The sequence below is a fragment of the Gordonia sp. (in: high G+C Gram-positive bacteria) genome (genome assembly GCF_049299075.1).
Lineage (GTDB): Bacteria > Actinomycetota > Actinomycetes > Mycobacteriales > Mycobacteriaceae > Gordonia.
Window position 1 is genome coordinate 1 of record NZ_JBAQWU010000009.1, and the last position, 6,500, is coordinate 6,500.

The window sequence follows — 6,500 nt, forward strand, 5'->3', positions numbered from 1 at the left end:
TGCCTTGCACATGAGAGAAGTTGGTGACCGGGTTGCCGTACAGGATCCGGTTGTTCGAGTGCGTGATCGCCTCGTAGAGCGAGTGCTCGCACATCCCGACCGAGCCGTGGCACAGGTTGAACTTACCCACGTTGACCGTGTTCAGTGCGGCAGCGAACGCCTCCGGACCAGTGTGCAGGATGTCGTCGGCGCCGACCCGATACTCATCGAGCGCGAACGTCGAGACAAACATCTGCCCGTGCACCACGTTGTCGATCAGCCGGTAGTCGCGGTGGCGGCTGTCGGCGACGAAGAAGACATAGCCTTCGGGGCCCTCGATGTCGCTGCGGCGGCCGAACACCGAGACCATGCCGGCGACGTTGCCGTTACCGATGTAGTACTTGGTCCCTGACGCCGAGAATCCGCCGTCGTCGTTGGGCGTCAGAATCATGTCGGTGCTGTACACGTCGGCGCCGTGCTCGCGCTCGGACAGCCCGAAGGCCATCACTTCACCGTCAAGCAGCTGCCGAGCCGCCTTCTGTTTGGCGACCTCGTTGCCCGACATCCAGATCGGGCCGAGGCCGAGGATAGTCACCTGCTCGGCATACCAGTAGGACAGCCCGAAGAAGCCGAAGATCTCACTGAGGGCGGCGTTGCGCGCAGCATCCCAGCGCCGGTTCGGATCGCCGTCGGCGTAGGCGGCCGGCGTCAGGAAAGTGGCGAACAGCCGTTCCCGCTTCTGGAACTCCAGGAAGTCAGCCACCCATGCGCCGGTCAAGTCCGCGTCGAGCAGTCGGTCCTTGCCGTAGCCCTCGAAGAAGTCGATGGTGGCGCGCAATAGTCGGCGAGTCTCCGGATCGAAGTGCCCGTAGTCGACGGTGGAAGGATTCAGCAGAAGATCGGCCATAGGTTACAGACTAGCCACCGGCCGACGAAACCTTCAGGTGCGGACGAGATCGTCGGCGTGGATCACCGGACGGGTGAAGTCCGGCGGCAGCTCCGCACTGGAGCGGCCGAGCACGGCGGCGATATCCTCGGCGTCGTACGACGACACGCCGCGTGCGCACACCGACCCATCGGGAGCGAGCAGTTCGACGACGTCGCCGCTGGAAAATCCGCCACTCACCGCGGTGATCCCGGGAGCGAGCAGCGAACGGCGGCGGCCCACCACGGCCTCGGCAGCGCCAGCGTCCAGCGAGATCGTCCCCAAGGCTTCGGCGGCGTGGCGCATCCAGAACTTCCGGGCCGACATTCGGTGTTCCCGTGCAGCAAAGACGGTGCCCACACTCGCGTCGGCCAGGGCCCGGTCGGCGTGCGCCGCCGAGGCCAGCAGGACCGGCACACCAGAGTCGGCCGCGAGCCGCGCCGCCGACAACTTCGACGCCATCCCGCCGGTGCCCAGCGCTCCCCCGGTGCCGGCGATCACCCCGTCGAGGTCCGCGGAACCGGCCACCTCGGGAACCAACCGCGCGGGCTGCCCGTCCGGTCCAGGTTTGCGCGGATCTCCCGTGTACAAGCCGTCGACATCAGACAGCAGGAGCAGCGCATCGGCCGCAGTCAGGTGGGCAACCAAGGCGCCGAGACGATCGTTGTCCCCGAACCGGAGTTCGTTGGTGGCTACGGTGTCGTTTTCATTGACGACGGCCACGGCGTGCAGCGCCCGGAGCTTGGCCAAGGTGCGTTGCGCGTTGGCATGGTGCGCACGGTTGGATACATCGTCGGCCGTGAGCAGCACCTGACCGACGGTCCGGCCGTAACGGGCGAACGACGCATCCCAGGCCTGCGCGAGTTTCAGCTGTCCGACGCTGGCCGCGGCTTGTTTGGTAGCCAAATCCGATGGGCGCTTACGTAAACGCAGTGGCGCAAGGCCCGCCCCGACGGCACCGGACGACACCACAACCACATCGCTACCGGCCCGCATCCGCGCCTCTAACGCGTCGACGAGCGCATCCAATCGAGCATGGGCAATACCGGTCTCGACGTCGGTGACCGCCGACGAGCCGATCTTGACGACGATCGTGCGCGCCCGGGCGATCGCCGAGCGCACCTCACTCATTGTCGAGGTCCGCCTCCCCGGCGACGACCGTACCGTCGTTCCAGCCCAAGCTCTCCTCGCCCGCTTCGTCAGGTCGTTGGCGCCGCAACTTGCGCGCAGTCTTACGGTCGGCAGCACCGGCGCGGTCGTTGCGCTCCAACCGGATATCGGTGCCGCGGCCAGTGAGCGGGACGTTCTCGGCGATCGGAACGCTCGGCTCCCAGTCGAAGGTGACACCGGCGATGGTCACCGCGCAGCCGGGCTGCGCGCCACGCTTGACCAGCGTGTCTTCCACGCCCAGCCGGTTGAGACGATCAGCGAGGTAACCCACGGCCTCATCGTTATCGAACTGCGTCTGCCGAATCCACCGCTCGGGGCGCTCACCGCGGACGATAAATCCACCGGGGTTCGCCGGATCGTCGACGACGCTGAACTCTTGGCGGTCGACCGCCTTGGGCCGAATCACTGCGCGGCGAACGACCGGCTTCTCGTGGTTGCGGCGGTAGTCGGCAACTTCCTTCGCCAAGGCGAACTTCAGTTCGCCCAGTCCTTTGTGTGCGACGGCCGAGACGCGGAACACCGGCCAGCCGCGGGCGGCGATCTCCGGCTCCACCAGGTCGGCAAGTTCATCGGCCTCGGGGATGTCAGTCTTGTTCAACACCACGATGCGCGGACGGGCCGCGAGGTCACCGAGCAACTGGTCCTGCGCGAGCACCGGCTGATAAGCAGCCAGCTCGGCTTCGAGGGCATCGATATCGGAGATCGGATCGCGTCCTGGCTCCAGGGTCGCGCAATCGACGACATGCGCCAGCACCGCGCACCGCTCCAAATGACGCAGAAAATCCAGCCCCAAACCGCGCCCCTGCGAGGCCCCCGGAATCAGTCCAGGCACGTCGGCGATGGTGAAAGTTCCGTCGCCGGCGGTCACCACACCCAGGTTCGGCGCGAGGGTGGTGAACGGGTAGTCGGCGATTTTCGGCTTGGCTGCCGAGAGCACCGAGACCAGTGACGATTTACCGGCCGAAGGGAAGCCGACCAGTCCGACATCGGCCACCGACTTCAGTTCCAGCACCAGTGCGCGTTCTTCGCCCGGCTCGCCGAGCAACGCGAAGCCGGGAGCCTTGCGGGCCCGGGACGCCAGCGACGCATTGCCGAGACCACCGCGGCCACCGGCACTGACGACGAACTCGGTGCCCTCGCCGACCAGGTCGGCCAACAGATTACCGTCGGTGTCGAGCACCACGGTCCCGTCGGGCACGTTCAGGATCAGCGATTCGCCATTGGCCCCACTGCGGTTGGCGCCCGCACCGGGCTTACCATTCCCGGCTTTAGCGTGCGGGCGGAAATGAAAGTCAAGCAGGGTGTGTACCTGCGGATTGACCACGAGAATCACATCCCCGCCATCCCCGCCGTTGCCACCGTCGGGCCCACCGAGCGGCTTGAATTTCTCGCGGTGCACTGAGGAGCAGCCGTGGCCACCGTTGCCAGCCACCGCATCGATGGTGACCCGGTCGATAAACCTCGACATGACGGCCGCCTCCTGAATTCTGAGTGAGAAATGCCGCAGGGCGGGTCAGAGTGACACCCTGACCCGCCCTGTCGGCTTCGAGCTTTGTCTTACGTCCGGGTCAGACCGAGGCCGCTTCCGGGACGATATTCACGGTCTTACGTCCGCGCTTGGTACCGAACGCGACGGCGCCGGCTTCCAGGGCGAACAGTGTGTCGTCGCCACCGCGGCCCACGCCCACACCGGGGTGGAACTTGGTGCCGCGCTGACGGACCAGGATCTCACCGGCGCTGACCACCTGGCCACCGAAACGCTTCACGCCGAGTCGCTGGGCATTTGAGTCGCGACCGTTGCGCGAGCTGGATGCACCCTTCTTATGTGCCATGTCAGTCTCCTCTTCCAGGCTTACTTGATACCGGTGACCTTCAGGACCGTCAGACGCTGACGGTGACCCTGGCGCTTGTGGTAGCCGGTCTTGTTCTTGAACTTGTGAATCCGAATCTTGGGGCCCTTGACGTGCTCGACCACCTCAGCGTTGACCGAGATCTTGGCCAGCGCGTCGGCGTCGGTGGTCAGCTTCGCGCCGTCGACGACGAGCGCCACCGGCAGTTCCACGGAGCCGCCCGGCTCAACCTCGATCTTCTCGACCTTCACGGTGTCGCCCTCAGCGACCTTGTACTGCTTACCGCCGGTCTTGACGATGGCGTACGTTGCCATTCCAGCCGTCCTCTTTACTCGCTCATCGGGCCGCGGCGCAGCGGTCTCTGCACCCGGCGTACATCAGTGTTCTTACGTCTCCAGCGTTATCCGGAGAATCCTTCTACTTCGGCGCGCTAGAACGCGCCAACCTGCAGAAGGCGACCTGCCAAGGTTACGGCAGGCGGCCGCAGCAGGTCAAACCCGGCGCGCCGTTACGCACTTGGGGTGTCCGTCACTGCCGTTTCCGGTGACGGTGCGCCCGCACGCCGTCCACGAGCCCGGCGACGCGGGGTCCGCGTCACCTCGACCGGCGGTGCGGTGACCTGGGCCGCGGCAGTGGTCACCGGTGCGGCCGGCGCCTGCGTGACCTCCGCAACCTCCGGAGCTGCGGCGGCGGGTGCCGAGGTCGCCCGGCGCGCCGAACGACGACGACGAGTGGTGGTCACCACCGGTGGGGTCGGTGCGGTCGGCGCCGGGTCCACTGCTGACGCTGGAGCTACCTCCACGGACTCGGTCACCGTGATGACGTCCACCGTCTCGACGACTTCGACCTCATCCACCCCGTCTTCGCCCACGCCGTCCTCACCCTCGGCGTGCGCCAACGATTTGAACAGCGGGTGCTCGGCGGCCGGCCGGTGCGGTTTGGTTTCGACCGTCGGTGCGACCGGGGCCTCCGCCTTCTCACCGCGCCCCTTCTTGCGGCGTGAACGCTTAGAGCTGCCTCCCTCGCCGCCGCGGACACCGTCGTCACCGGAGCTGACTTCCACCGGTGAGCTGTGCACGATCAGACCGCGGCCCTGGCAGCAAGTGCAGGTGGTCGAGAAAGCTTCGAGCAGTCCGGTGCCCAGACGCTTGCGCGTCATCTGCACCAGGCCCAACGAGGTGACCTCGGAGACCTGATGGCGAGTGCGGTCTCGGGCCAGCGCCTCAGTGAGGCGGCGCAGCACGAGGTCACGGTTGGATTCGAGGACCATGTCGATGAAGTCGACGATGATCATCCCGCCGATGTCGCGCAGCCGCATCTGGCGGACGATCTCCTCGGCCGCTTCCAGGTTGTTGCGGGTGACCGTCTCTTCGAGATTGCCGCCAGCGCCGGTGAACTTGCCCGTGTTGACGTCGACAACGGTCATCGCTTCGGTGTGCTCGATGATCAGTGTGCCACCCGAAGGCAGCCACACCTTCCGGTCGAGCGCCTTGACCAGCTGTTCGTCGACCCGGTGGACGACGAACGAGTCGGGTGCGGTCGGGCTCGTCCGCTCGAAACGAATGACTCGTTCGGCAAGGTCAGGCGCCACGGACTCGACGTAACTGAAGACCTGGTTCCAGGCCTTGTCGCCTTCCACGACGAGCTTGCTGAAGTCCTCGTTGAACAGGTCACGCACGACCCGAACCAGCAGGTCGGGCTCCTCATACAGCGCACGGGTGGCACCAGAGGCCTTCGCCTTATGCTCCTGCGCGGCGGCTTCGATCCCCTTCCACTGCTCTTCCAGACGCGTGACGTCCGAACCCAGTTCCTCGGCGCTGACGCCCTCCGAGGCGGTACGGATGATCACGCCAGCCTCGTCGGGCACGATCTTGGAGAGAATCGACTTGAGGCGCTTGCGCTCGGTGTCCGGCAGCTTGCGGCTGATGCCGGTCGACGTGCCGCCGGGCACGTACACCAGGTAACGACCGGCCAACGAGATCTGCGTGGTCAGGCGGGCACCCTTGTGCCCGACCGGATCCTTGGAGACCTGCACCAGCACCATATCGCCTGGGGACAGCGCCTGCTCGATCTTGCGGGAGCCGCCGTTCAGTCCGGCCGCCTCCCAGTTGACCTCGCCGGCGTACAGCACGCCGTTGCGGCCGCGGCCGATGTCGACGAACGCCGCTTCCATACCGGGCAGCACGTTCTGCACGCGACCCAGGTAGATGTTGCCGACCATCGACTGGCTGGTCTCGGTGGTGACGAAGTGCTCCACCAAAATACCGTCTTCGAGTACCGCGACCTGGGTGTAATCCTCGGTGGGCGCGGACATCTGCGCCGCCGCGTCCGCGGACCGTTGCCGGACCACCATGACGCGTTCGACGGCCTCACGGCGCGCCAAGAATTCCGATTCGGACAAGATCGGCGGACGACGTCGGCCTGCGTCCCTACCGTCTCGGCGGCGTTGCCGCTTGGCTTCTAGGCGAGTCGAACCAGAGATGCCCTGCACCTCATCGCGCACCTTGCGGGCCCGCGGCTCACGCTCGTGCACCACGGTGTTCGGCGGATCGTCATCCGAGGCGGCCTCGCCGCCC

Annotated in this window: 5 protein-coding genes and 1 pseudogene; all 6 read right to left on the bottom strand. The window is 66.3% G+C overall.

Annotated features, from left to right (window positions below; all coding sequences use genetic code 11):
- Positions 1 to 886 (bottom strand): annotated as a pseudogene (locus WAW85_RS00355) (acyl-CoA dehydrogenase); the annotation flags it as partial.
- Between the two features lie 33 nt (positions 887 to 919).
- Positions 920 to 2,035: a glutamate 5-kinase gene (gene proB, locus WAW85_RS00360; protein WP_422557697.1), complete on the bottom strand. Its 1,116-nt coding sequence runs from the start codon at positions 2,033 to 2,035 to the stop codon at positions 920 to 922.
- On the bottom strand, positions 2,028 to 3,542 hold the full coding sequence (gene obgE, locus WAW85_RS00365; RefSeq protein WP_422557698.1) for a GTPase ObgE: 1,515 nt from the start codon (positions 3,540 to 3,542) through the stop codon (positions 2,028 to 2,030). Before obgE ends, proB begins: the two co-directional genes overlap by 8 nt.
- A gap of 100 nt (positions 3,543 to 3,642) precedes the next feature.
- Positions 3,643 to 3,906 (bottom strand): 50S ribosomal protein L27, encoded by a 264-nt coding sequence (rpmA, locus tag WAW85_RS00370; RefSeq protein WP_422557699.1) that lies wholly within the window; start codon positions 3,904 to 3,906, stop codon positions 3,643 to 3,645.
- Between the two features lie 20 nt (positions 3,907 to 3,926).
- Complete coding sequence (rplU, locus tag WAW85_RS00375; RefSeq protein WP_422557700.1) at positions 3,927 to 4,238, bottom strand: 50S ribosomal protein L21; 312 nt, start codon at positions 4,236 to 4,238, stop codon at positions 3,927 to 3,929.
- 194 nt (positions 4,239 to 4,432) lie between these two features.
- Positions 4,433 to 6,500: Rne/Rng family ribonuclease (locus WAW85_RS00380; RefSeq protein ID WP_422557701.1), on the bottom strand; the 2,068-nt coding region annotated here is incomplete at its 5' end.

Coding starts and splice junctions, on each gene's coding strand:
- obgE (WP_422557698.1), bottom strand. CDS start 3,542: ATGTCGAGGTTTATCGACCGGGTCACCATCGATGCGGTGGCTGGCAAC.
- proB (WP_422557697.1), bottom strand. CDS start 2,035: ATGAGTGAGGTGCGCTCGGCGATCGCCCGGGCGCGCACGATCGTCGTC.
- rpmA (WP_422557699.1), bottom strand. CDS start 3,906: ATGGCACATAAGAAGGGTGCATCCAGCTCGCGCAACGGTCGCGACTCA.
- rplU (WP_422557700.1), bottom strand. CDS start 4,238: ATGGCAACGTACGCCATCGTCAAGACCGGCGGTAAGCAGTACAAGGTC.